This is a genomic window from Gramella sp. MT6 (genome assembly GCF_019357415.1).
Classification (GTDB): Bacteria; Bacteroidota; Bacteroidia; order Flavobacteriales; family Flavobacteriaceae; genus Christiangramia.
On record NZ_CP048410.1, the window covers coordinates 1,519,134 to 1,542,890 of the forward strand.

General features: G+C 38.5%; 24 protein-coding genes. 15 read left to right on the top strand and 9 right to left on the bottom strand.

The window, feature by feature from the left end; all coding sequences use genetic code 11:
* Positions 1-84 precede the first annotated feature (84 nt).
* Positions 85-1,449 carry an oxygen-independent coproporphyrinogen III oxidase gene (gene hemN, locus G3I01_RS06850; protein WP_219552785.1) on the top strand — a complete coding sequence of 455 codons (1,365 nt, stop codon included), beginning with the start codon at positions 85-87 and terminating at the stop codon, positions 1,447-1,449.
* A 40-nt stretch (positions 1,450-1,489) separates the two neighbouring features.
* On the opposite strand, the gene G3I01_RS06855 is transcribed toward hemN, so the two are convergent.
* Positions 1,490-2,248 carry a LuxR C-terminal-related transcriptional regulator gene (locus G3I01_RS06855; RefSeq protein WP_219552234.1) on the bottom strand — a complete coding sequence of 253 codons (759 nt, stop codon included), beginning with the start codon at positions 2,246-2,248 and terminating at the stop codon, positions 1,490-1,492.
* A 278-nt stretch (positions 2,249-2,526) separates the two neighbouring features.
* On the opposite strand from G3I01_RS06855, the gene deoC reads away from it, so the two are divergent.
* Both deoC and deoD read left to right on the top strand, forming a co-directional pair.
* Complete coding sequence (gene deoC, locus G3I01_RS06860; protein ID WP_219552235.1) at positions 2,527-3,174, top strand: deoxyribose-phosphate aldolase; 648 nt, start codon at positions 2,527-2,529, stop codon at positions 3,172-3,174.
* 9 nt (positions 3,175-3,183) lie between these two features.
* The gene (gene deoD, locus G3I01_RS06865) at positions 3,184-3,882 is read left to right on the top strand and encodes a purine-nucleoside phosphorylase (protein WP_219552236.1); all 699 of its coding nucleotides are present in this window, start codon (positions 3,184-3,186) and stop codon (positions 3,880-3,882) included.
* A 2-nt stretch (positions 3,883-3,884) separates the two neighbouring features.
* Here deoD and G3I01_RS06870 read toward each other — a convergent pair whose 3' ends face one another.
* Both G3I01_RS06870 and G3I01_RS06875 read right to left on the bottom strand, forming a co-directional pair.
* Entirely contained in the window at positions 3,885-4,967 is a 1,083-nt protein-coding gene (locus G3I01_RS06870; RefSeq protein WP_219552238.1) for a DUF6544 family protein, read from the bottom strand.
* A gap of 50 nt (positions 4,968-5,017) precedes the next feature.
* Positions 5,018-5,851 carry a universal stress protein gene (locus G3I01_RS06875; RefSeq protein ID WP_219552239.1) on the bottom strand — a complete coding sequence of 278 codons (834 nt, stop codon included), beginning with the start codon at positions 5,849-5,851 and terminating at the stop codon, positions 5,018-5,020.
* Positions 5,852-6,000: 149 nt separating this feature from the next.
* Between G3I01_RS06875 and G3I01_RS06880 the strand changes: the two genes are divergently transcribed.
* The 4 genes from G3I01_RS06880 (at position 6,001) to G3I01_RS06895 (ending at position 9,473) form a co-directional block, all read left to right on the top strand.
* On the top strand, positions 6,001-6,225 hold the full coding sequence (locus tag G3I01_RS06880) for a hypothetical protein (RefSeq protein ID WP_219552240.1): 225 nt from the start codon (positions 6,001-6,003) through the stop codon (positions 6,223-6,225).
* A 67-nt stretch (positions 6,226-6,292) separates the two neighbouring features.
* Entirely contained in the window at positions 6,293-7,543 is a 1,251-nt protein-coding gene (locus G3I01_RS06885) for a PAS domain-containing sensor histidine kinase (protein ID WP_219552241.1), read from the top strand.
* Between the two features lie 28 nt (positions 7,544-7,571).
* Positions 7,572-8,615, top strand: a complete 1,044-nt coding sequence (locus tag G3I01_RS06890) for a response regulator (RefSeq protein WP_219552243.1) — start codon at positions 7,572-7,574, stop codon at positions 8,613-8,615.
* Between the two features lie 90 nt (positions 8,616-8,705).
* The gene (locus tag G3I01_RS06895; protein ID WP_219552244.1) at positions 8,706-9,473 is read left to right on the top strand and encodes a universal stress protein; all 768 of its coding nucleotides are present in this window, start codon (positions 8,706-8,708) and stop codon (positions 9,471-9,473) included.
* 231 nt (positions 9,474-9,704) lie between these two features.
* On the opposite strand, the gene G3I01_RS06900 is transcribed toward G3I01_RS06895, so the two are convergent.
* From G3I01_RS06900 to G3I01_RS06925, 6 genes are all read right to left on the bottom strand, one after another.
* Entirely contained in the window at positions 9,705-10,094 is a 390-nt protein-coding gene (locus tag G3I01_RS06900; protein WP_219552245.1) for a group III truncated hemoglobin, read from the bottom strand.
* Between the two features lie 6 nt (positions 10,095-10,100).
* Positions 10,101-10,382, bottom strand: a complete 282-nt coding sequence (locus G3I01_RS06905; protein ID WP_219552246.1) for a hypothetical protein — start codon at positions 10,380-10,382, stop codon at positions 10,101-10,103.
* Positions 10,383-10,534: 152 nt separating this feature from the next.
* Positions 10,535-11,812 carry an acetyl-CoA hydrolase/transferase C-terminal domain-containing protein gene (locus G3I01_RS06910; protein ID WP_219552248.1) on the bottom strand — a complete coding sequence of 426 codons (1,278 nt, stop codon included), beginning with the start codon at positions 11,810-11,812 and terminating at the stop codon, positions 10,535-10,537.
* A gap of 67 nt (positions 11,813-11,879) precedes the next feature.
* The gene (locus G3I01_RS06915) at positions 11,880-12,446 is read right to left on the bottom strand and encodes a YceI family protein (protein WP_219552249.1); all 567 of its coding nucleotides are present in this window, start codon (positions 12,444-12,446) and stop codon (positions 11,880-11,882) included.
* 93 nt (positions 12,447-12,539) lie between these two features.
* Positions 12,540-13,811 (bottom strand): hypothetical protein, encoded by a 1,272-nt coding sequence (locus G3I01_RS06920; protein WP_219552250.1) that lies wholly within the window; start codon positions 13,809-13,811, stop codon positions 12,540-12,542.
* A 23-nt stretch (positions 13,812-13,834) separates the two neighbouring features.
* The gene (locus G3I01_RS06925) at positions 13,835-14,413 is read right to left on the bottom strand and encodes a YceI family protein (RefSeq protein WP_219552251.1); all 579 of its coding nucleotides are present in this window, start codon (positions 14,411-14,413) and stop codon (positions 13,835-13,837) included.
* Between the two features lie 200 nt (positions 14,414-14,613).
* On the opposite strand from G3I01_RS06925, the gene G3I01_RS06930 reads away from it, so the two are divergent.
* The 8 genes from G3I01_RS06930 to G3I01_RS06965 all read left to right on the top strand — a co-directional run bounded on the left by G3I01_RS06930 (position 14,614) and on the right by G3I01_RS06965 (position 23,496).
* Positions 14,614-17,019 carry a heavy metal translocating P-type ATPase metal-binding domain-containing protein gene (locus G3I01_RS06930; protein ID WP_219552252.1) on the top strand — a complete coding sequence of 802 codons (2,406 nt, stop codon included), beginning with the start codon at positions 14,614-14,616 and terminating at the stop codon, positions 17,017-17,019.
* Positions 17,020-17,096: 77 nt separating this feature from the next.
* Complete coding sequence (gene ccoS, locus G3I01_RS06935; RefSeq protein ID WP_219552254.1) at positions 17,097-17,291, top strand: cbb3-type cytochrome oxidase assembly protein CcoS; 195 nt, start codon at positions 17,097-17,099, stop codon at positions 17,289-17,291.
* Between the two features lie 2 nt (positions 17,292-17,293).
* Entirely contained in the window at positions 17,294-19,489 is a 2,196-nt protein-coding gene (gene ccoN, locus G3I01_RS06940; RefSeq protein WP_219552255.1) for a cytochrome-c oxidase, cbb3-type subunit I, read from the top strand.
* Positions 19,490-19,500: 11 nt separating this feature from the next.
* Complete coding sequence (locus G3I01_RS06945) at positions 19,501-19,713, top strand: CcoQ/FixQ family Cbb3-type cytochrome c oxidase assembly chaperone (protein ID WP_219552256.1); 213 nt, start codon at positions 19,501-19,503, stop codon at positions 19,711-19,713.
* Positions 19,714-19,794: 81 nt separating this feature from the next.
* The gene (locus G3I01_RS06950) at positions 19,795-20,763 is read left to right on the top strand and encodes a cbb3-type cytochrome c oxidase N-terminal domain-containing protein (RefSeq protein ID WP_219552257.1); all 969 of its coding nucleotides are present in this window, start codon (positions 19,795-19,797) and stop codon (positions 20,761-20,763) included.
* 84 nt (positions 20,764-20,847) lie between these two features.
* On the top strand, positions 20,848-22,266 hold the full coding sequence (ccoG, locus tag G3I01_RS06955; RefSeq protein ID WP_219552258.1) for a cytochrome c oxidase accessory protein CcoG: 1,419 nt from the start codon (positions 20,848-20,850) through the stop codon (positions 22,264-22,266).
* A gap of 57 nt (positions 22,267-22,323) precedes the next feature.
* Positions 22,324-22,773 carry a FixH family protein gene (locus G3I01_RS06960; protein ID WP_219552260.1) on the top strand — a complete coding sequence of 150 codons (450 nt, stop codon included), beginning with the start codon at positions 22,324-22,326 and terminating at the stop codon, positions 22,771-22,773.
* A complete protein-coding gene (locus tag G3I01_RS06965) occupies positions 22,774-23,496 on the top strand; it encodes a sulfite exporter TauE/SafE family protein (RefSeq protein ID WP_219552261.1) in 723 nt (240 codons plus the stop codon).
* Positions 23,497-23,757 lie beyond the last annotated feature (261 nt).

Here is a 23,757-nt window from a genome sequence, read left to right on the forward strand (position 1 = left end):
TTTCTAAATCCTATCTTAAGCTGACAATCGTCATTATTCTTTAAAAAGGCGCATTATATTTTTGACCCTAAAATCAAGAATATGTTGCCTTCAAAATTGATCGGGAAATATAATATTCCCGGTCCACGATACACTAGTTATCCAACAGTTCCCTATTGGGACGATAAGCAGTTTTCTTTAAAAGAATGGAAATCTTCAATTGCCAGAAGTTTTAATGAGAGCAATGCTTCTGAAGGAATAAGCTTATATATTCATTTACCTTTTTGTGAAAGCCTTTGTACTTTTTGTGGTTGTAACAAAAGGATCACCAAAAATCATGGCGTTGAAATTCCTTATATACGCTCTGTTGTAAGGGAATGGGAAATGTACTGTGATCTATTAGGAAAAAGGCCGGTAATAAAAGAACTTCATATTGGTGGAGGTACTCCAACTTTCTTTTCTGCGGAAAACCTTAGTTTGCTTATCAATGGAATATTTAGCCTAGCTCGTAAGTCTGAGGATGCCGAATTGAGCTTTGAAGGACATCCCAATAATACAACTAAAGAGCATCTTGAAACCCTGGCTAGCCTTGGCTTTAGCAGGGTAAGTTATGGTGTACAGGATTATAATACAAAAGTACAGCACGCCATACATCGGATTCAACCTTTTGAAAATGTAAAATCGGCCACTGATAATGCCCGGAAAGCAGGATTTTCTTCAGTAGGCCATGATATCATTTTCGGACTTCCTTTTCAAACTAAAGAAGATATTGTTCATACTATAGAGAGGACCATGGAATTAATGCCAGATCGAATAGCCTTTTATAGCTATGCCCATGTTCCATGGATCAAAGGAAATGGTCAGAGAGGTTTTAAAGATGAAGATCTTCCTGGGGCAGAGGAAAAAAGAGAACAATACGAAACCGGAAAGCAGATGTTGCTGGAAGCAGGTTATGTAGAAATTGGTATGGACCATTTTGCTTTAAGATCTGATAGCTTGTTCAGGTCTGTGGAAAATAAAACCATACATCGCAATTTTATGGGGTATACCAGTTCCAAAACGCAGGCGATGATTGGCCTGGGAGTTTCAGCAATTAGTGACAGCTGGTATGGCTTCGCTCAGAATGTGAAGGGAGTGGAAGAATATGAAAAATTAGTATATGACGGAATCTTCCCGGTGTTCCGGGGGCATATACTTACAGAGGAAGATCTTGTAATTAGAAAACATATTCTTAATCTCATGTGTAAATTCAAGACTTCCTGGTATACTCGTAATGAATTCTTTACAGATCTGCCAGATGTGTTGATAGGTTTAAGGGAAATGCAAAAAGACGGACTTATAGAAATAGATAGCAACTATCTGGTGGTAACCGAAAAGGGTAGACCATTTGTAAGGAATATTTGTATGGCTTTCGATAGAAGACTGCAAAGGAATAAACCTGAAACCAAATTATTTTCAATGACCGTTTAAAAGGAAGCGGCTTTTTTATAATTTTATAGGTGATCTGATCTTATTTCATATCAAAAGCATTCACATATTTGCTTACATCTGCAATAGACTTGATGTCTAGTTTCTTTTTGATGTTTTTCCAATGTGTTCTCAAGGTTTCGATAGAAATAAATAATTGGTCGGCTACTTCTTGCTGGCGGAATCCCTTTGAGAAAATGACCATGATCTCTTTTTCTCTTTTGGTAAGCCTGGAATATTTGGAAATATTAGATTTTATGAAATTGTTTTCATCGATCACGTGACCTATAGATAACAGTGTACTTGTAATATCCTTGGAAGGTCTTTTGATCTTTATAATCGAATTTCCTTCTGCATCAACTCCTTCAAAAAGGATCTTGATGCTGGTACTGTTCTTACAATTGTCTTTTTGGCCATTTAACCATTGTCTGGCCTCTTTTTCCGTCGCAAAATGAAGAGGATGAATAACAGAATTATCTTCTTCGAAATAGTTCATAACGCTTAAGTGTACGAGAACATCCTTACCCACTACAAAAGCAACTTTTTCATTTCCATAATTTACACCTGGGATATTCACATTTTCTTCTATCCACCTATGGGTTTCTAAATTGATTGGTAACTGAAAATTCTGTTGAAGCCAAAGTGTTTTTTCTGGGCAATATTTCTTATAAAGTTCAATGAATTCTAAAAACTCATCTTTTAATTTAGAATAGCATTTTGGTGATTTTTTCCAAAATTGAACAAAGCAATTATTTTCTTCTTCAAAATTGATCTGAAGAAATTCACTCTCATAAAGAATCATTGTTTATCCATATTTTACAGTATTTCTGGAAGGTAAAGATTATATGATAAATTAGTGCTGAAAAATGCAAATGTTTTAGGTATTTCGCCAAAACCTGAACAAGATAAATAAATTTGGTTCCAGTTTATAATCTTTACCCTGGATAATATATTAATAAAATACCGAATCCCAATTTGTGTGATTTTGGTCATTTTTAAAAGGATCACAAGACCATATTTTTAAGGCGTTAGAAACCTTTTGATTTAAAGCCCTATTTTTAATTATCAGAAACTAAATATATGTTACAATTGAAGGATTATATAGATCATACCTTATTGGCTGCAACAGCCACAGAGGCCGAGATCAGGAACTTGTGCGAAGAGGCAAAAGAGCATGGGTTTTATGCGGTTTGTGTTAATAGCAGTTATGTTTCTCTTGCAAAGGATTTTCTAAAAGATTCATCGGTAAAGCTTGCAGCTACTATAGGTTTTCCGTTAGGAGCCTCTTCAAGGCCTGCAAAAATTCAGGAAGCACGAACCGCAGTTTCAGATGGGGCAAAGGAGATAGATATGGTCATTAATATTGGTTTTTTTAAAGATGGAAAGTATGATGAGGTTAGATCTGAAATTCAGGAAATTAAAAAAGCGATCGGTAATAAAATTCTTAAGGTCATCATAGAAACCTGTTATTTAACCGATAAGGAGATTGCCAAAGCCACAGAACTGGTGATGCAGGCCGGTGCTGAGTATGTGAAGACCTCTACTGGTTTTGGAAGTCGGGGCGCCAGTTTAAAGGATATCGAGATCATGAAGAAAGTGGTTAAAGACAAGGTGAAGATCAAAGCATCTGGTGGCATCAGAGACGCTGAAACTGCCAGTAAATATATAGACCTTGGCGTTTCCCGCATCGGAACTTCTTCAGGTATTAAAATTATTTCGAATAAATAATCCAGCATCATGAGTATTCATATTGAAGCAAAAAAAGGGGACATTGCAGAAACTGTACTTCTTCCCGGCGACCCTTTAAGGGCTAAATGGATTGCAGAAACATTCTTTGAAAATAGTGTTTGTTATAATGATGTTCGGGGGATGCTGGGGTATACCGGTACTTTTGAAGGTAAAAAGGTATCTGTTCAGGGTACCGGCATGGGTATTCCTTCTGCGATGATCTATTGTCACGAACTAATAAAAGAATATGGTGTGAAAACCCTAATTAGGGTTGGGAGTGCCGGAGCATTTCAACCAGACTTGAATTTAATGGATATCGTTATTGCCATGTCTGCATCTACAAATTCATCGGTAAACAGGGATCGTTTTAATGGAGCCGATTATGCTCCAACAGCAGATTTCGATCTATTGATGAAGGCTGTGGAATATGCCAGAGAGCACAAAATCGATTTTAGGGCCGGAAATGTACTTTCATCAGATATCTTCTATGACGACGATCCTGATTATTACAAAAAATGGGCTGATCATGGTGTGCTTTGTGCGGAAATGGAAACTGCCGGAATGTATACCCTGGCAGCAAAATTCGGAGTAAAAGCCTTGTCTATACTTACAATTTCAGATTCACTGGTAAATGGAGAGGAGGTTTCTTCAGAAGTAAGGGAAAATAAATTAAATGAAATGGTCAGGATCGCGCTTAATACTTTTTAAGTCTAAGCGTGCAGGTTATATTTGGCCTTCTTCAATTCAAATTTTCCATATACGAAATCGGCTTCCGGATAATGCCATATGGCTTCCCCGTAACTTGCTAATCTATACCCGTTGAAATTTTGATAACCTCCAACAGGTGTGGAGAACATATATTGCTTGTTGTGATCTACAGAGTATCTGTCATTCGAAAAGAAGTTGATAAGCTGTCCTTTTTCATTGATCTCGAGAACTGCAGAAACTTCTTTTCCCTTACTGCCAAATTTCACCTTCACTGTATTTTCTCCAATTTCTTCCCAGGCGAATTTCTTGTCGATTAGTGCTCCGGGTGAAAAAATGCAGAGATCATTGAGCCAGGTGACCATTTCAGAGATCAGGAGTTCGCTGGTTTGAATATCGATAACCTTAAAAATTGAAAACGGTTTAATGGTCATTCTTGCAGTTATTCCATCATATCTATGATAACCCTTCGTAGGAATACCTTTAAAAATGGCTTTCATGAAGAAATACCTTGCTGGAGATCTTATGATATTCAATTGTTCAGACCTGAATTTGAACCACTTCTTATTCTGCTCCCTCATTTCTCCGGTAAAGCTTAATTGGAAATTCTCAATTTTAGGTTTACCTACAAAACCTGAATAAACGATATAATTTTGAACGATCACCGGGAGATGTTCCAGGTCTTTTTTTGAAATGATCTCGTTATTGCCGGGATTAGATAGAATAGCCTGGACCTTATCTTCTTTGTATTTATTTTCAAATTTCCAGCCAGCTACAGAGAAAATGAGAACAATCAAGATGATTAAATTGAAAATAGTTCCATATTTAGCCTCGTCCCAGTTAAGAATAATTAGAATTTGCGAGGTTATGACCACGGGAATGGATAACAGGATCCAGGCGGGTTTTCTTAAAATGAAAAGGATAATAGTTACTAATAACAGAATAGAAACCAGTAACCAGAGAATTCCCTGGGTTTGGGAAATCATTTTGGTCCCAGAAGCCGTATCCATCCATTGATTTGCCTTTGCGAACCCAATTAAATGGATTAGCAGATGAAGAAACAGCATCACCATGAACAGGATTCTCATAGCGCTTAAATTTAAAGTTCCCCCCGATAATCTATTTATAAGATCGGAGATTAGATCTTAAATGTAACTACCGGAATATTCGCATGATTGGCAACATCTTCTCCTATACTGCCGTAAAAGAAATGGCCCAGACCTTTCCTGCCGTGTGTAGGAATGGCTATGGCATCTATATTTTCCTCATTACAGTAATTGAAGATTCCTTTCTCGGCGGTATAATCGTTATAAAAGACAATATCGTCCTGGAATTTTTTATTATCCATTCCTACATCTATCAGAAAGTTGTAGGCCTTCAATTTCATTTCATTGGTGCTCAAAAATTTCTCTGGAATATTTATGAAAAGTACTCTCGGAACCACATTAAAAACCTTGAAGAAACTTCTGGCCTTCATGAATGAGTTAAGGGTGTCCAGCTCAAAATCTGTAACAAAGACTGCTTTTTCAATCTTGAAGTTGGGAATTCTTTCTTTGATAACAAGTACAGGTATATTTGAAGTTCTAACCACCTTTTCGGTATTGGAACCAATGAAAACTTCCTTAACTCCGGCAGCTCCGTGAGAACCCATCACAATCAAGTCTGCTTCATATTCTCCGGCAACTTCATTTATCTCATTGAATAGCTTATGCGTTTTTACAGCTTGGGTAACATCAATACCTTTCAAATAATCCTTTTTTAGAAACTTATCAAAGCGCTGCTTGGTAAGTTTCATAAAGTATATGGCATTAAAAACTTCCTGTTGCTCATCTCTGGTTAGGTAAGATTCATTGAGTCCCATCATATGGACTACAATAATTTCAGCATCTTGTTTTTTTGCGATGCTGGCAGCTACTTCGAGGGCATATTCAGAATGTTCTGAAAAATCTACGGGAACAAGGATAGTTTTCATGATCTAGGTTTTAGATTCTATTTCAAAGCTATGATTAGTTGCTTTTTAAAAACATGATAGAAATCATTAATTTAAAGATATGTAGATTAGTTTTTTAGCGAATTCTTAAGAGTGATTTGAATTTCTTCTATGTAAATTATAAAGAAAAAATGAAGATTATAGGGATTGGGTTGCTAATTTTTACAAGCGTGGTGCTGGTAATATTATCTGTGCTCGCTTTCTTCAATTTTCCATTCGGCCTGCTTTTCTATATCATGTGTTTCGGCCAGCTTTTGCTAATTTTCACGGTCTATAAGGTACTTACAGACGATTATCATACAGATAAAACTTTTGAAGATAGATATGAAGATCATTCTCCCGGAATGGGTGACTAAATCTTTCTTAATTCATGTTTTTTCTAAAAAAGATTTTACCTTTAGTTGCTATTAAACAAAACTTGATTTGCGAGATTCCTTTTTAGATAATAAAGATGCCTTCAACCTTTTATTTCAATCTGCATCAGAGGGTATCATAGTGGTAAATTCAGATCAGGTTGTGGTGGCAGCTAATACTGCGGCAGAGCATATGTTTGGGTATGAAAAGGGTGAACTTATTCATCAGCATCTCGATTTGCTTATTCCGAAAAAATATCACCATAGTCATCATAATCATTTTAATAAATTTCTGGAGCATAGTGAAAAGCGCCAGATGGGACATGGTCGTGACCTCCACGGGGTTAAAAAGGGCGGATCTTTATTTCCGGTAGAGGCTGGTCTTAACCCGTTTAAGATGAATGGTAAGGATTATGTGATGTCCTTGATAATAGATATTACCGTTAGAAAGGCGACTCAAAGGCAGATAGAAGAACTTAATAACCGGCTGGAAGACAAGATCAAGATAAGAACCCAGGAGTTGAGAGAGAGTGTTGAAAATTTGCAGAATTTGAACCTCGAACTGGAAGAAGAGATCACCAAGAGAAAGAAAGCTGAAAAAAAGATCAAAGATGCCCTCCAAAAGGAGAAGGAGCTAAGTGAATTGAAGACCAAATTTCTTTCCCTTGTTTCCCATGAATTTAAAACTCCCTTGAGTGGGATATTGACTTCGGCAACCCTGGCTGAAAAATATAAAAAGGAAGAACACCAGGAAAAAAGGGAAAAGCATTTAATTACCATTCGCAATAAAGTTCATTATTTAAATAATATTCTGAATGATTTTCTTTCTATCGAACGTCTTGATAGTGGAAGAGGGCAATATAAATTTTCACATTTTCGCCTTAGAAGGCTCATTAATGAGGTGATCTACAATGCCAATATCACTCTGAAGGATGGACAGGAAATAGCATATCCCAAAGATATTGAAGATATTGAGCTATATATGGATGAAAAGATCCTGGAGTTAATTCTCTCTAACCTATTGGGAAATGCCATAAAATATTCCCCTGAAAACACGCTCATAAAATTCAGCGTAAATTTTGAAGGAGAATTAATAGAATTTGTGGTTGAAGATCAGGGTAGAGGTATACCAGAGAAAGATCAAAAACATATCTTTGAAAGATACTTCAGGGCAGAAAACGCCCTTTTGGATCAGGGAACCGGGATTGGGTTGAATATTGCAAAAACGCATTTAGAAAACCTCGGGGGAACTATCAATTTTGAAAGTGAAGAGAATAAAGGCACCACTTTTACGGTAAAAGTGCCTATAGATAAATCATAAAATCGGGAAACTAATTTTAGATAGCCTTATGAAGAAATTATTGCTAATCGAAGATGATGTAACGGTAAGAGAGAATACTGCAGAATTGCTGGAACTTTCAGATTACGATGTGATCACGGCTTCCAATGGTAAGTTGGGAATTGAAAAAGCAAAGAAGGAAGTGCCAGATATTATTGTTTGCGATATCATGATGCCCGAACTTGACGGTTATAGCGTTCTGGAGGCTCTTAGCAAGAATCCCGAAACCCTGAATATTCCTTTTATTTTTCTATCGGCAAAGACCGAGCATAAGGATATTCGCAAAGGAATGGACCTTGGGGCAGACGATTATCTTACCAAACCCTTTGAGGAGGAAGAATTATTGAGCGCGATCGAAAGTCGCCTGGCTAAAGTAGCCATTCTTAGATCCTATAGAAAAGAAGAAAATACTCCCAAAAAGGAGGATAAACTTAAGGACCTTGCAGATCTTCGGGAAGTTTTTAGCCAACAGGAACTTCAATATTTCAAAAAGGGGGAGGCTATATATGAAAAAGATAAACACGCCAATTTCTTCTACCTGATCAAAAGGGGAGTGGTGAAGGCACATAGAATGGATAACCAGGGTAAGGAACTAATTACCGAGCTATATAAGGAAGATGATTTCTTTGGAAATCACGCCAATGATCCCCAGTCCTCTTATGAAGATTATGCTACCGCTATGGAAGATACCCAGCTTTATGCGATGTCCAGGGAAGAATTTCAAAAAATACTTTCAGAGAATTCCAGGATCGCCATGCAACTGGTAGAAGTTCTGAATAATAACCTTTCCGAATTAAAACAACATTTAATGGAAATGGCTTACGGTTCAGTTAAGAAAAAAACCGCCAATACTATTCTGCTTTTTGCTGAAAGGATCAAGAAACATCCACTAAAAAGCATTAGGATTTCCAGGGCAGATCTTGCCGGTGTTGCAGGAATGGCACCAGAAAGCCTTATCAGAACTCTTTCAGAATTTAAAAAAGAAGGGCTTATCGAGATCGAAGGACGCAATATTAAATTGCTCGATTCAGATGCACTTAAAAGAATCAGGTAGCCTACGTTTTTCATTAATTTATAAGAACTGATTTTCATCATTTTTTCGGTTGGATACTTCACCTAATTTCGTTGTATTAAGTGATTATCCATGAACGTTTTAATTCTAACCGATTTTTCAGAAACTTCCGGAAACGCAGGTAGATATGCCGTCGATTTTCTTCAGAAAACAGGGGCGAACTTTTATCTATTGAATATCCACAATTTTAATTTCAATAGGTCTGCCAGTGAAAATCTGGAATCTGAACTGGTTGGCACCCTTAGCCAGCTTCAGGACGGAGTGAAGACGCTGAAAAAATATACCCGGAATAAAAAGCATAAATTTCATACGATACTTTCGTCTGAAAATTTGATAGGGGCGGTTAGAAAAGCGCTCGTAGATAAAAAGATAGACCTGATATTCATTGGGGCGGTAAGCCAGGATGAACACTTTCACCCAATTTTAGGCGATCATGCCTATGATATTGTGAGAAAAATCAAATGCAATATCATCGCGGTACCAACAGGATGTACTTACCAGAATTTAAAAAAAGCGGTTTTCCCCATAGATCAGGCGATCCTGTCTATCGATGAAAAGAATAGAATCCTGGATAATTTAGATTATTTAAAAACCTCAGAATTTACTCTTTTGGAAATAAAGGATGGGGATATTGAATATCCTGATGCGATTAATGATAAGGTCCCTTTCAAAACACCGGTTCCATTTACAAGGGAACTTTTCAAGGATATTCAGAAACAGTTTGATATCATCTTTATCATTGGAAAAAACCTGAGCATTTGTGACAGGTTGCTACATACCGAATATGGTTTCTCTGCTCATATGAATGTGGAGATTCCCATTTTTGTCTACCACGGGTAAATTTATCTTAATGGATTTTATTGAGAAATATAGGTTGTCTTTCAGGATCAACTTCAGCAGATTATTCCCCATAATTTAATGACTATGGTCATTCTGAAATTATTTCAGGACCTCCTTTGGTAAAATGATATTCTTGAGTAAGGAACGATATCGAATTTGCTTCGAGGTGAAAATATTCAGAAAGAATAGAAGTCTAAATAACCAGAGCGGATTTTCAGAAATAACAGGAAATTACAATTTTACCTGCCTGCCCTGGTAGATCCTTAAAAAAAGATGTGTGGACATCTTACGGGCATTGTTCTTTAAGCGCTGGGCCATTTCACCTTCAAAAAGTTCGTCGATGGTTTGAAACCAGAGGTTCATCCAGATACCAAAATGATATTCGGTAATACTGTGATCATGTTCCTGATCCACTTTCACATGCGCCATGGCGGGATTACCTTTGAAACTGCCTGTGAAAAAAAGGTTACTTTCCCAAAAATCGGTGAGCTTCTCTAAATGCATATCCCAATCCTGGATACTGTTATTGAAAAAGTAACCTATCTCTTCATTCTTCCTGACCTTGCTATAAAAGCTTTTTACAAGTTTATTGATGTCGTCACGGTTTTCAAGGTCTCTCATAACAGGTTATAGAATATTGATAAGTATAAAAGTAGTGCTAACAAGTATACTAATGATAAGGGAATTAAATACGAATTTAGATTTTAGCTGAGCCAGCACAGAGGCATTGAACCACATACAAACCACTACGACCAATCCAAGCTGGATCATTTCGGCAACACCATGTCCATTCATTAGGATCAACATTGCGGCGATAGCACCAAGGCAGCTGGAAACTAAAATTCCTGTAGAAGCTCCCGCGTAATAATCACGACTAAATTCCGAAAGTTGTTTTTGATAAATGTTCATCTCTTCTATTTTTTTAATTACAGATCAAATTTACCAAGGGAGATGTTTTTGAAATATGACCAATCTCAGTAAAAGCAAAAAACCTGCTTGAAGATTGTTTCAAGCAGGTTTCTGTTATTCAGTTTAAGTAAACTTTTAAAAGGATACGGTTTTTAGGCGTTAAGCCTTTCAAAAGCCTGCCGTGAAAGTTCTTCACGGTGATCTGGGTGAGAGATCGAAATAAGAGCCTCTGCACGCTGTTTAAGATTCTTTCCGAAGAGATTAACTACTCCGTATTCAGTAGCGATATAATGCACGTGAGCACGCGTGGTGGTCACCCCAGCACCTTCTTTTAAATAAGGAACGATCTTAGAAACTCCGTTCTTGGTTACCGAAGGCATGGCGATGATCGCTTTTCCGCCTTCAGAAAGCGAGGCACCTCGTATGAAGTCCATCTGTCCACCTACACCCGAGTACTGGATCTTCCCAATAGTGTCTGCACAAACCTGGCCGGTAAGGTCTATCTCTATAGCCGAGTTTATCGCGGTAACCTTAGGGTTTTTCCTGATGATAGAAGTATCGTTAGTATAAGCTGCTTCTTTGAAATGAACTAATGGATTGTCGTCTACAAAATCATATAATTTTGGTGAGCCTACCGCAAAGCAGGTTACCAGTTTCCCGGTTTTTACTTCTTTTTCCTCACCGGTAATTACTCCTTTTTCTATAAGAGGTAAAATTCCGTCAGAGAACATTTCGGTATGAATACCCAGTCGTTTATGGTTGGTAAGATTATTTAGCACCACGTTAGGGATACCGCCAATTCCCATTTGCAGGGTAGCGCCGTCTTCTACTAATTCAGCTACATGTTTTCCTATTTGTTTTTCAATTTCGGTAGGTTCACTTAAATGATGGGCATGTATAGGCTGGTCTACTTCTATTGCGGCATCTATCTTGTCAATATGAATTACACCGTCGCCATGAGTTCTGGGAACATTCGGGTTGATCTGGGCGATCACTTTTTTCGCATTTTGGATCGCAGGAAGAGTGATGTCTACAGAAACCCCAAGCGAGCAATAACCATGCTTGTCTGGTGGGGAAACCTGAATAAAAGCAAAATCAAGAGGAAGGATATTCCTTCTGAAAAGTACATGGATCTCACTTAAGAAAATCGGGATATAAGCACCAAAATTTGAGTTTACCGCATTTCTTACATTGGTCCCAACAAAACAACTGTTGGTCATGAAAGAATCCTGGTAAGGTGGCTGGGTATAAAGGGCTTTTCCTTCGGTGTGAATTTGAATAAGTTCAACTTTCTTTAATTCCTTATATCGGTTACAAAGTGCGTCTATAAGAACATTCGGTGTCATTGCAGCTCCCTGAAGGAAAACTCGTTGGTTAGATTTCACCTGGCTTACAGCTTCCTGCGGAGAGACAATTTTCAAACTTTTCATAGGATTTTTTATTTCTTTATTATCATTTTTCAAAGCCTAAGAATTTAATCAAATTCAAAGACTTAAACTAACGGGAGATCTTAAGATTGAACTGAACTTCTATTTCTTCGTCAACTTCAATAAGTCCTAATGCTTTGGTTGGTGGCTCCAGTCCAAAATCACGTATGTTCATTTCGAATTTACCACTAAAACGATCATTGCTAATTTGAACAGGTAGATTATAAGAATTGGTCATTCCGGCGAGATGGACGGTGATAAATGCCTTTACGAATTCACGGGAAACGAATTCTATTCTATCTAATTCTATAACGATCTCAGGATACTTTTCACACATTAGGAGATCCTGGAAATCTGAATTCATTCTTTTATGACCGCAGTCGAATCCTTTTGTAAGTAAATTAAGTTGCAGGTTATGGAAGTTAATAAAACCATCATCTTCGATGTATTTAATTATTCTTTCATGGTTTATAAGATCAATATCAAATTTACAATCAAACTTATTCACGTTGGTTTTTCCAGCAATGATCAATTCACTGTCTGTTAATATCGTAATATTCTCTTTTTCGAAATCCTTTTGAGCATTTAGGATTAGGGAGTAAAATAATAATCCGGATATTATTAAAAGTCGTTTCATGATCCTGAAAATTGAGAAGGTTAGAAAATAATTCGGGCAGAGTTTCTTAAGTATTTATACTTGAGACTCCGCCCGAAAATCATCATTCAAACACTAGAAACTAATAGCGGCCTCAACCATTAATCCATTAAATTTTCCGTCGTTATGTATATCGGTTACTGGGTAATCATTGTATTTCTGGTTCACATATTCCAATTTCATAAGGATGTTCTTGGTCATGAACCATCCTGCACCAAGCTGGAATCGGTTAATGTCTACGTCATCTCCGCTTTGTAGTTCACCTTCTGCAAGGCTATAACGTCCTCCTATATAAAGATCGTCATCGCCACCAAATCTATAGATAAGCTCTGCGGCATAGTGGTTCCAGGTTCTTTCATCAGCTTCTGCAGCAGCTTTACCTTTAGCTCTTTCATAGATTCCGAAGAATTCTAGTCCGCCAAACTGAAGGAATGGGTTGATCATGAAAGAGGTCATCTCATTTCTCAGGTTCGGGTTGATTCTTCCTGCTCTAAATCCGTCACCGTTTCCATCAATATCAGTGAAGATAGAATAGTATCTAGATCCAGAACGGTCTCCACTATAAAGGTATGCACTTGCAGTTTGAGCGGTATGATAAATAGAACCAGTTAATCTAAATCTAAGATCTTCAGATATATAATTGTCATATCCTGCTTTAGCTAAGAATGAAGGGCTGGTAGTATCTGGATTTTCAACAGACTGGTTTAATTTACCATTGGTCACTCCTAACATACCTAACCATCCATTATTGAAGTAGTAAAGCTCAGCACCAACTTCTGTAGTGAAACTATCCATCAGGTAGTTTCCAACGAATGGGTTATACAAAGACATCGCGTTATCGGTTCTTCTAAAGTGAGCATCACCATAGTTAACCTCCATGTGACCAATCTTGATTCTAAGATTATCCATTAGATCTTCAGCAAAACCTTCGCTGATGAAATCCAGTTTATCAATTTGAATATATCCTCCTTTTACCCAGGCTTCAGGGTGGTGTTGAGAAGAAAGATAGGTTCTAAGGTGCATTCTTACCCCATCATAAAGAACTACATCAAGATCAAGGTTGGCTGTAGCAAGGTTAAAGTTCTCTCCTATTTCAATTAGTTCTGGAGTGGCTTCATTACCTGAATTTTCGTGATCTAATGCCTGGAATTGGATGGTGGAAGCACCACCAACTCTAACATGTACACCATCATAGGTGCTTACAGTGTCCTTAGGTGCCTCGAACTGGCTGATCCCTCTTTGATCTGGATTTCTATAATTATCCAGGTCTCTTTTGTTTTGGGCCATTGTCGGCAGCGCCATAATTGTAATGAGGGCTAGACTGAGTATTTGCGTAATAGTTTTCATCGTTATTAATTTTAAGGTTGAGGTTATTTTTTAAAGTGAGATTCAAATTTTACCACCACATCTTCACCGGTTTTAATGGTGCCGAACATTGCGGTTGGAGCTTCCACTCCATAATCGGTCATGTTAATTTTATGTTCACCGGTTAGAACCAGTTCATTATTATTGTTTTTTAGTTTGAAATTGAGATTTATATCTTTTGTTGTTCCGGCTATCATTAAACTTCCGGTGGTTTTTACTTCGAAATTGTCTTCAGAGATCTTATTGATGCCATTCACCTTTTTCAATTTATAAGTGATGTTCTCATATTCATCTGTATTAAGAGCAGCATAAGTGTTTTTATCCATTCCGCTTTTACCGCTCATCAGGCTTTTAGCTTTCACAGTGAATTCCAGTTTTTCGATGTCTTCCAGTTTCTTGTCATCGAATTCAGTGATCAGGATTCCGCCGGTATTTTCGGCTTCGATCGTCCAGTCGTGAATATTAGAAGTACCATCTATAATAAGATTAGAAGCTTCATTATTCAGTTTGTAGGATTGAGCATTAATTCCAAAGCTTAGAAGAAGTACTGCTGTTAACATCCATAAATTTCTGTAAGGTTTCATATCGATTGCATTTTTTAATCAGTACAAAGTTGCACTACGAATGCAAGGGAAATAATGATGAATATCAGCTTTTGTAAAATTTTGAAAAGGCCGTAATCCGCGATAACGTTTTAGTTTAGAAAAAAAGCATTCCCTAACCGTGGTCATATTTTCAAAAACATCAAATGCTCAGTTTTGTGTCCTTATAGTTATTTATAGATATGGAACTATGTTTTCATTGCGGCGAAGAATGCCAGGACGAGACAATATTATATTCAGAAAAGACCTTTTGCTGCTCGGGTTGCAAAACCGTTTTTGAAATATTGAACAGTAACGACCTTACCTATTATTATGATCTCGAAAAAACCCCGGGGATATCTCCTAAGATCAGGGAAGGCAAATATGATTACCTGCAGAATAAGGAGATCATTGAGAAATTACTCGAGTTTGACCATGGAAATACCCAGATAGTATCTTTCGATATACCTTCTATTCATTGTAGTTCCTGTATCTGGATCCTGGAGAACCTCCATAAACTACACAAAGGAATAAAAAGCTCGCAGGTAGATTTCCCTAAAAAGAAGATCAGGTTGAGTTTTTCTTCTGAAGAGATAAGCCTGAAGGACCTTGTGCTTTTACTTAGCCGTATTGGCTACGAACCAAATATTTCTTTGGATCACTATGAAGAAAAGGAATCTGATGTAGACCGAAGCCTTATCTATAAATTAGGAGTAGCGGGTTTTGCCTTTGGGAATATCATGTTCCTGTCATTTCCGGAATATTTCGAAATAAATGAATTCTGGCTAGATCAATTCAAACATTTGTTTCGCTGGCTAATGTTCAGCTTTTCCCTGCCGGTGGTATTTTATTCAGGAAGGGATTATTTTACTTCGGCCTATAAAGGTTTAAGGTCGGGTATCCTTAATATAGATGTGCCTATAGCGCTGGGAATCCTGGTCCTTTTTCTAAGAAGTACTGCAGAAATTGTTTTGGATTTAGGAACCGGATTTTATGATAGCCTTAGCGGACTCGTTTTCTTCCTTTTACTCGGAAAATTTTTCCAGCAGAAAACCTATTCCTTCCTGTCATTTGAGAGGGATTATAAATCCTATTTTCCTATTGCCGTGACCCGTGTATCTACTGAAGCCGGAAAAATTACGGAAGAACAAATACAGGTTTATAAGATCCAGAAAGGCGACCGGATCATTATAAGGAATGAAGAACTCATTCCCATGGACGCCATTTTGATAAAGGGAAATGCCAGTATAGATTACAGTTTTGTTACCGGTGAAGCAGAGCCTGTGGAAAAAGTGAGTGGAGATAAATTATTTTCAGGTGGCAGGCAGCAGGGTGGTATTATCGAGATCGAAGCCTTAAAACCCGTGAAGCAAAGCTATCTTACCCAATTATGGAGCGATGAGGTTTTTAGCAAGGATAAGAATTCCGCTTTTCAGAATCTTACTAACCAGATCAGTAAACGGTTTACTTATGCCGTATTAGGAATAGCAATTCTTTCGGCCATCTTCTGGATGTTCTATGATGCTTCCAAAGCCTGGAACGTCTTCACCGCTGTACTCATTATTGCATGTCCCTGTGCAATTGCCTTGGCAGCGCCTTTTACTTTGGGTAATATGCTGCGCATTTTCGGTAAAAATCACCTGTATCTCAAGGATACTAATATTATAGAGCAAACCGCTAATATAGATACTGTGGTTTTTGATAAGACGGGAACCATTACCGCGAATGACAAAAGCAAGATCGAATATGAAGGCCTGGAATTGACCGAAGAAGAAAAAAACCTTCTGGGAGGTAGCCTCCGTGCTTCTAATCATCCGCTGAGTAGGTCACTTTACAATATTCTCGATAAGAACAATATTTCTACTCCTGAAGATTTTACCGAGCATACAGGCCTGGGACTGGAAACCAGTTACAGGGATCTTAATTTGAAGATAGGTTCTTCCACTTTTATGAATAGATCTGAGATCCTGGTGCCGGAACGGCCTGCAGAGAAAAAGAACGAGAAAACTTCAGTACATATAAGTTCTAATAATCAGTATAAAGGATGTTTCAGCTTTCATAATTCTTACAGGGAAGGACTTTCAGAACTATTCAAAGAACTTTCTGTAGACAGGCAATTGATCATACTTTCCGGAGATAATGACGGGGAGCGTGAAAGATTAAGTCGCCTGGTGCCAGAAGGCACCAAGATGTATTTTGATCAGAAACCAGGAGATAAACTTCGGTTCATCAAAGATCTTCAAAAACAGGGAAATAAGATAATGATGGTTGGTGACGGCCTTAACGATGCGGGAGCCCTGGCTCAAAGCGATGTTGGTATCGTTATTTCTGAAGATATCAATGTTTTTTCTCCTGCATGTGATGGTATTCTGGATGCAAAACGATTCAGAGACCTGGGGAGCTTTTTCAAACTTTCAGAAAGATCTATAAAGGTGATAAAACTGAGCTTCCTGCTATCTCTTTGTTATAATTTAATTGGGCTGGCATTTGCCGTATCAGGAAACCTAATGCCGGTTGTTGCCGCGATTCTTATGCCATTAAGCTCTATCAGCATTGTGATCTTCACCACCCTGGCCACACAATTTCTTTCAAAAAAGCTGAAAAATTAAAACAAGGTCTTAAATCTGACAATGGTCATTTTTTACATGCGACCCTCAAGATACTTTTACACCCATAATCGAGCAAAATGAGCATTATTTACCTGTTACTGGCCATAAGTGTGATAGTCGCTATCATTTTCTTTATAGCCTTTATTGTTTCCGTAAAAAAGGGGCAGTATGATGATGTTTATACCCCTTCGGTAAGAATGCTCTTCGATGATGAATTGGTAAAACCAGATTCCGAAAACAAACAACCTCTCAATAAAGTGAAATCTGAATAATTATGGAAGTACAGCAATTTTATTACGATAATAAGATCGTAAAGAAATTTATCATTGCCACCATGTTCTGGGGCATTATTGGTATGAGCGTGGGACTACTGCTCGCTTTTATGTTTATATTCCCTGGTGTGACCGAAGGTATTTCATGGTTAAGTTTTGGCCGACTTCGCCCTTTGCACACCAACGCCGTTATCTTCGCTTTCGTAGGTAACGCAATTTTTGCCGGGGTATATTATTCCACTCAACGGCTATTAAAGGCACGAATGTGGAGCGATGCCTTGAGTAATATCAATTTCTGGGGCTGGCAACTTATCATAGTGGGTGCTGCCATTACCTTGCCGCTTGGATTCACCTCCTCAAAAGAGTATGCGGAATTAGAATGGCCTTTCGATATTGCTATTGCTATCATCTGGGTAGCGTTTGGAGCGAACCTTATCGGGACCATGATCAAGAGAAGACAGCGACATCTCTACGTGGCTATCTGGTTTTACCTGGCCACATTCGTAACCGTTGCTGTACTTCATATTGTAAATAATATTGAAATTCCTGTATCTGCATTAAAGAGTTATTCATTCTACTCGGGGGTTCAGGATGCTCTGGTACAATGGTGGTATGGGCATAATGCGGTAGCATTCTTCTTAACCACGCCGTTCTTAGGTCTTATGTACTATTTTGTACCGAAAGCTGCCAACAGACCTGTTTACTCATACAGGCTTTCTATAATACACTTCTGGTCGCTCATTTTTATATATATCTGGGCAGGGCCACACCACTTATTATATACCTCTTTGCCAGACTGGGCGCAAAACCTTGGGGTTGCCTTTTCTGTAATGCTGCTGTTCCCATCTTGGGGAGGAATGATCAACGGGCTGCTAACACTGCGTGGAGCCTGGGATAAAGTAAGGGTAGACCCAGTTCTTAAATTTATGGTAGTTGCTATTACTGGTTATGGAATGGCAACTTTTGAAGGCCCTATGCTTTCGCTTAAAAATGTGAATGCCATTGCGCACTTTAGTGACTGGATCATTGCGCACGTTCACGTAGGAGCTCTTGCCTGGAATGGTTTTATGACCTTTGGTATGGTCTACTGGCTGGTACCAAGGTTGTTCAAGACCAAATTATGGTCTGTAAAATTAGCCAACACCCATTTCTGGATGGGAACACTGGGGATCATCATCTATGCGTTGCCTATGTATGTCGCTGGATTTGTGCAGGCCTCTATGTGGAAACAATTCAATCCTGACGGAACTCTTACCTACGGGAACTTTCTGGAAACAGTATCAGAGATCATCCCAATGTACTGGATGCGTGCCATAGGTGGTAGCCTTTATATTCTTGGTGCATTTGTAATGCTTTATAACATTGTAAGAACCGCTCGCCAGGGTAGCAGCGTCGAAGACGAATTAGCTGAAGCTGCTGCCTTGCAACCGGTGACCACTAAAAGAACAGCTGGTGAAGCATACCATAGCTGGTTGGAAAGAAGACCGGTAAAACTTACCATTTTCGCTACGATCGCAATTTTAATTGGAGGAATGGTACAGATCATACCATCTTTAATGGTAGACGAATATGTTCCTGTTATTTCTAGTGTAAAACCATATACCCCGCTGGAACTGGAAGGAAGGGATATCTACATCAGGGAAGGTTGTGTATCCTGTCATTCACAAATGGTAAGGCCTTTTAGAAGTGAAGTGGAGCGCTATGGCGAATATTCCAAAGCCGGAGAATACAGGTATGATTTCCCATTCCTTTGGGGAAGTAAAAGAACCGGTCCCGACCTGCATCGTGTGGGGCAGAAATATTCAGATAACTGGCATTTGAACCATATGTATGATCCGCAGAGCACTTCTTCAGGTTCAATAATGCCATCCTATCCCTGGATAGTTCAAAATGAACTTGATAAATCTGACACAGAAGATAAAATGAGGGCAATGCAGACCCTGGGAGTGCCTTATAGCGATGAGGAAATAGAAAAAGCTCAGGAATTAATGACGCAGCAGGGAACTCAGATAGAGCAGAATCTATATGCCGATCCGGATTTTGTTTCCAGTTATGAGGCAGATAAAAAGTATGCTGAAGAGAACGGACTGGAATTTACAGAAATGCGAGATCGTGAGATTGTAGCTCTTATCGCTTATCTGCAGCGACTGGGAACAGATATCAAGGCCGAAGATTTAAAACAAGTATCAACTAACTAAAACCTGAGACCATGTTGAAATTCGTAAAAGGTCCATTAGAAAGTATAGAAGGGGTGGAGATCTATCCTATCATTTCCTTATTGATATTTTTCATTTTTTTCGCAGCTCTTTTTTTCTGGGTGTTCACTGCCAAAAAAGAATACATAAAAAAAGTGAGTGATCTCCCCCTGGAACTTGATGATAATATTGAAATGGATTCTATACTAAACGATAGCAGATCATAAAGTAAGCCATGACCTAATTTCGGATTTCATCGAAATAAATTTTGGCGAATTACATCTGACCTAACAACAAAATATAAACAGATGAAAAAACTATTTTCAGCATTAAGAATCACAGGAATTCTTGCTCTTGCTATTATCCTTGCTAACGCAACTCTGGAAACAGGCGATCAAAATATTTTTGAAGCCTATCCTATAATATGGCTCATTTTGGGAGTGATCCTTTTAATTGGAATTGCGATCGAGGTTTCTGTAGCGGCCCTTGAAAGAACATTGTATATGTCTTTAAAGCCGGAGGCCAGGGCAGAGTATGATAAAGCAATTGCCTTAAAAAGGAAAAAGAGTTTTTCCTGGTTCAAAGAGACCTATGATAAGTTACTTGACAAAAAACCTATAGAAAGAGAGGAAGAGATCATCCTGGATCATAATTATGACGGGATCAAAGAGCTTGATAATAATCTCCCGCCGTGGTGGCTTTACGGTTTCTATGCAACGATCATTTTCGCCGGAATCTACCTTGCCAGGTATCACATTTTTGATGGATCTACCCAAAAGGAAGAATATCTAATGGAAGTAGCTGAAGCGAGAGCGGCAGTAGAAGAATACAAAAAGAACGCAAAAGGTCTTATAGATGCTAATACCGTCGAATTACTTACCGGAGAAGCTGATATTAATTCAGGTAAAGCACTTTTCTCTGGAAACTGTGCTGCCTGCCATAAAATAGATGGGGGTGGAGGTATTGGACCTAACCTAACTGACTCTTACTGGATCCTTGGTGGAGGAATTAAAAATGTCTTCAATACAATTTCTGAAGGTGGCCGTGCCGGCAAAGGGATGGTGGCCTGGAAAACAGATCTTAATCCTGAAGAGATCGCCCAGGTGGCCAGTTATGTGCTTAGCCTGCATGGAACTACTCCAGCCGATCCTAAGGAACCCCAGGGAGAACTTTGGGTAGATCCTGATGCCCGGGTAGATGAGGTGGAGGTAGAAATGACAGATACCAGCTCGGTAGAGATCGAAATGGACTATAAATCAGAAAATATCCTGGAATAGTTGAGAATAATTGAAGATTTATTTCAGTACTGCGAATGCCCGTGGCAAAATAATGAATAGAGTTTAATACGAAAAGATTCGATTTTGGAAAAGCAGGAGAACGAAAGATTCAGGGATAGTATAGGAACAGTTACTTCAGAAGGTAAACGTTCCTGGGTGTATCCTAAAAAACCTGATGGGATATTATATAAATATCGCAAATGGGTAAGCTATATCCTGCTGGCGATACTTTTTTCAGCTCCTTTTATTAAGATCAACGGGAACCAGTTCTTAATGTTCAATGTGCTGGAACGCAGGTTCCATATCTTCGGGAAGATCTTCTGGCCACAGGATTTTTACCTGTTCGTATTAATGATGTTGATAGGGGTAGTTTTTGTGGTTCTATTCACGGTTGCTTTTGGTCGGATATTCTGCGGCTGGATATGCCCTCAAACCATTTTTATGGAAATGGTTTTCCGCAGAATCGAATACTGGATAGAAGGTGACCGGGGGAAACAGATAAGGCTGGATAAACAGCCCTGGAATGGCGAAAAAATCAGGAAAAAGGGACTTAAATGGTTCGTATTCTTTGTGATTTCCTTCCTTATCGCTAACGTATTCCTGGCTTATCTAATAGGTAGCGACAGGTTGTTGCTATATATACAGGATGGTCCGCTGGCGCACTTAAGTACCCTCATTTCACTTTTGATCTTTACCGGTGTTTTCTATTTCGTTTTTGCCTGGTTCAGGGAGCAGGTGTGTATTATCGCCTGTCCTTACGGAAGGTTACAGGGAGTTCTGCTGGATACAAAGTCTATAGTTGTAGCCTATGATCATAAACGGGGAGAGAAAGAAAAAGGTAGAGCTAAATTCAGGAAAAATGAGGATCGCGAAGATACGGGCAAGGGAGATTGTATTGACTGTTTCCAGTGCGTGCAGGTTTGTCCTACCGGGATTGACATAAGGAATGGGACCCAGCTGGAATGTGTGAATTGCACCGCCTGTATAGATGCTTGCAATAATATGATGGATGCGGTAGACCTTCCGCGAGGTCTAATAAGATATGCCAGTGAGGAGAATATTGAGAAGAAAGCAAAATTCAGGTTCACACCAAGGCTTAAAGGTTACGCCTCGGTACTTTTTATCCTGGTATCGGTGCTTACGGGTATGCTTTTTCTAAGAAGTGATATCGAAGCTAATATTTTGAGATTGCCCGGACAGCTTTATGAACACAAGGAGAACAACATGATAAGTAATGTATATACCTATAAACTTATCAATAAGACCTCTATAGGTTACGAAGATGTTCAATTCAGGCTGATATCTCATAATGGAACGATTAATACTGTAAAAGAACATATCAATGTGCCAGCAAACGGACTTGCTGAAGGAACACTTTTTATAGAGATAAACAAGTCGGTTTTAAATGATGATAAAGATAAAGTGAAGATCGCGGTATATAGCGGTGACCGTCTAATAGAAACAACCGGAACTACTTTTCTAGGACCCAGAAGTTATAATTAGATATAAGCAAAGGGTATTGAAAATTGAAAAGATAAATAGAACTAAAAAATAGAAATTATGAAGATCAATTGGGGAACAGGTTTGGTAATCGGGATGGTCGCTTTCATTTCCTTTATCATGTATTTCGTGGTTACGATGATAAGCAGTAAAGAATTTGATCATGACTTGGTAGTGGAAGATTATTATAAGGCAGAATTACAATACCAGCAGGATATTGACGCAGAGCGTAATGCCCTGGGAATGGATGAAAAGATCACTCTTGAAAATAAAAATTCCGGGATCCTTATTCATTTTCCGGAAGAATTAGACCTGGAAGCCTTGGAGGGACAGGTGAATTTTTACAGGCCTTCCAACAAACTACTGGACTTTAGTATACCATTTTCAGAGATTGAATCTAAAACGTTTGCTGTTCCTTCAGAAAAACTGGTAGGAGGCAGATGGAACGTAAGTGTGAACTGGAAACAAGAAGGAAAGGAATTCCTTTTCAAAAAAGAGATCAACCACTAGATGTTACTATCGGCACTCATATTCGGATTGTTGGGAAGTTTCCATTGCATAGGGATGTGCGGGCCTATAGCTTTTTTATTACCGCTGGACAGGGATCATAAAGGTAAAAGACTCTTGCAGATCCTTTTGTATCATTCAGGTAGGATCTTCTCTTATTCGATCATTGGTTTGGCTTTCGGAATCGTAGGAAAGGGTTTATCTCTTTTCGGACTCCAACAGCAACTTTCAATCATCACCGGAGTGATCATGCTAATACTGGTCCTGATCCCAAACTCTAAGAATTACTTTAATTTTTCCAGCTCAGGTTTAAGAATGATCGGCAAATTAAAGAATAGCCTGGGCCGGGAACTTAGAAAAAAACGTCCCGATACGTTCTTTACCGTGGGGTTCTTAAACGGCTTTCTTCCCTGTGGTCTCGTATACATGGCGGTGTTCGGAGCAATAGCTTCGGGAAATGCCTTCGAAGGTAGCTTGTATATGATGCTTTTTGGTCTGGGAACTATCCCCTTAATGACTAGCGCCATCTGGATAGGAAATTTTATTTCTCTGAAAACTCGCAGATATATACGCAAAGCAATTCCTGTTTTTGTAGGAATTATTGCAATCATGTTTATTTTAAGAGGAATGGGTCTGGATATCCCATATCTGTCTCCAAAACAACAAACCGAGAATGTTTCTTCTCAGTTTGAATGTCATACTCCAATACTAACTTCTAAATCATAAAAAAATGTCTCCACAACTCATCATTCCACTGGTCAACTGGACTCTCGGAACAGTAATAATCATTGTATTTGGCTTGGTTTGTCTGGGTTTAATGTTAATAGTTCATAGGATGGTAAATAGTGACCGGAATAAGAAGGATTAAATTTTATGGGGGTTTTCCTGTATTTTTCGTCAGGTTTTAAAAACGCATTGGATCTAAAAATTTTACTTCGTAAATTTATATGTTGTTAATCGGTAAAACGATTACACGGAGGCTAACTT

Coding starts and splice junctions, on each gene's coding strand:
- G3I01_RS06855 (WP_219552234.1), bottom strand. CDS start 2,248: ATGATTCTTTATGAGAGTGAATTTCTTCAGATCAATTTTGAAGAAGAA.
- deoC (WP_219552235.1), top strand. CDS start 2,527: ATGTTACAATTGAAGGATTATATAGATCATACCTTATTGGCTGCAACA.
- deoD (WP_219552236.1), top strand. CDS start 3,184: ATGAGTATTCATATTGAAGCAAAAAAAGGGGACATTGCAGAAACTGTA.
- G3I01_RS06870 (WP_219552238.1), bottom strand. CDS start 4,967: ATGAGAATCCTGTTCATGGTGATGCTGTTTCTTCATCTGCTAATCCAT.
- G3I01_RS06875 (WP_219552239.1), bottom strand. CDS start 5,851: ATGAAAACTATCCTTGTTCCCGTAGATTTTTCAGAACATTCTGAATAT.
- G3I01_RS06880 (WP_219552240.1), top strand. CDS start 6,001: ATGAAGATTATAGGGATTGGGTTGCTAATTTTTACAAGCGTGGTGCTG.
- G3I01_RS06890 (WP_219552243.1), top strand. CDS start 7,572: ATGAAGAAATTATTGCTAATCGAAGATGATGTAACGGTAAGAGAGAAT.
- G3I01_RS06895 (WP_219552244.1), top strand. CDS start 8,706: ATGAACGTTTTAATTCTAACCGATTTTTCAGAAACTTCCGGAAACGCA.
- G3I01_RS06900 (WP_219552245.1), bottom strand. CDS start 10,094: ATGAGAGACCTTGAAAACCGTGACGACATCAATAAACTTGTAAAAAGC.
- G3I01_RS06905 (WP_219552246.1), bottom strand. CDS start 10,382: ATGAACATTTATCAAAAACAACTTTCGGAATTTAGTCGTGATTATTAC.
- G3I01_RS06910 (WP_219552248.1), bottom strand. CDS start 11,812: ATGAAAAGTTTGAAAATTGTCTCTCCGCAGGAAGCTGTAAGCCAGGTG.
- G3I01_RS06915 (WP_219552249.1), bottom strand. CDS start 12,446: ATGAAACGACTTTTAATAATATCCGGATTATTATTTTACTCCCTAATC.
- G3I01_RS06920 (WP_219552250.1), bottom strand. CDS start 13,811: ATGAAAACTATTACGCAAATACTCAGTCTAGCCCTCATTACAATTATG.
- G3I01_RS06925 (WP_219552251.1), bottom strand. CDS start 14,413: ATGAAACCTTACAGAAATTTATGGATGTTAACAGCAGTACTTCTTCTA.
- G3I01_RS06930 (WP_219552252.1), top strand. CDS start 14,614: ATGGAACTATGTTTTCATTGCGGCGAAGAATGCCAGGACGAGACAATA.
- ccoS (WP_219552254.1), top strand. CDS start 17,097: ATGAGCATTATTTACCTGTTACTGGCCATAAGTGTGATAGTCGCTATC.
- ccoN (WP_219552255.1), top strand. CDS start 17,294: ATGGAAGTACAGCAATTTTATTACGATAATAAGATCGTAAAGAAATTT.
- G3I01_RS06945 (WP_219552256.1), top strand. CDS start 19,501: ATGTTGAAATTCGTAAAAGGTCCATTAGAAAGTATAGAAGGGGTGGAG.
- G3I01_RS06950 (WP_219552257.1), top strand. CDS start 19,795: ATGAAAAAACTATTTTCAGCATTAAGAATCACAGGAATTCTTGCTCTT.
- G3I01_RS06960 (WP_219552260.1), top strand. CDS start 22,324: ATGAAGATCAATTGGGGAACAGGTTTGGTAATCGGGATGGTCGCTTTC.
- G3I01_RS06965 (WP_219552261.1), top strand. CDS start 22,774: ATGTTACTATCGGCACTCATATTCGGATTGTTGGGAAGTTTCCATTGC.